The sequence below is a fragment of the Methylophaga sp. UBA4204 genome, assembly GCF_002379485.1.
Lineage (GTDB): Bacteria > Pseudomonadota > Gammaproteobacteria > Nitrosococcales > Methylophagaceae > Methylophaga.
Genome location: NZ_DFTU01000021.1, coordinates 7,456 through 8,099, shown reverse-complemented (window position 1 = coordinate 8,099; position 644 = coordinate 7,456). Strand labels below are relative to the sequence as shown.

Below are 644 nucleotides of genomic sequence, written 5' to 3'. Positions count from 1 at the left end.
TTGATGTGCTGGTGGGTATCAACTTACTCAGGGAAGGACTGGATTTACCTGAAGTCTCGCTGGTAGCGATTCTGGATGCTGATAAAGAAGGGTTCCTGCGCAGTGACCGTTCGCTGATTCAGACAATTGGGCGTGCAGCGCGAAACCTTAATGGTAAAGCGATTTTATATGCCGACAAGATTACCGGCTCAATGCAACGGGCAATTGATGAAACCGATCGGCGTCGTGAAAAACAGATTGCCCACAATCTGGAGCATGGCATTACCCCAATGGGTATTATCAAATCGATTCGTGGTGGCATGGATGATTCGAAAAGCAAAAAAGAGGAAAAACTGCGCTTTGCCGAAGTGGCAGAAGAACATGCCAAATATGCCTCACTGTCTCCACAACAATTGGCCAAACGTATTCAACAGATTGAAAATGCAATGTATAAACATGCACAGAACCTGGAGTTTGAAGAAGCGGCTAAATTAAGAGATGAACTTGATAAAGTCAGAAAGATGGCGCTAGGGCCGGTTGCTTTGTAATAGAGACCTATACATACGCTTGGAAATACTTAGTTCTATTGGCGGTATAAAGCGCTTGCAAAATATGCCTGACTGCGTATAATTTCGCGCTTCACAGCAGGCACGTAGCTCAGTTGG

1 protein-coding gene and 1 tRNA gene (1 of these 2 running past the window's edge) are annotated in these 644 nt (G+C 45.2%); both read left to right on the top strand.

Features of this window, described 5'->3' with window-relative positions:
* Positions 1–527: helicase-related protein (locus tag B3182_RS02770; RefSeq protein WP_292751440.1), on the top strand; the 527-nt coding region annotated here is incomplete at its 5' end.
* Between the two features lie 98 nt (positions 528–625).
* A tRNA-Val gene (locus B3182_RS02765) sits at positions 626–644 on the top strand (it continues 146 nt past the right edge of the window).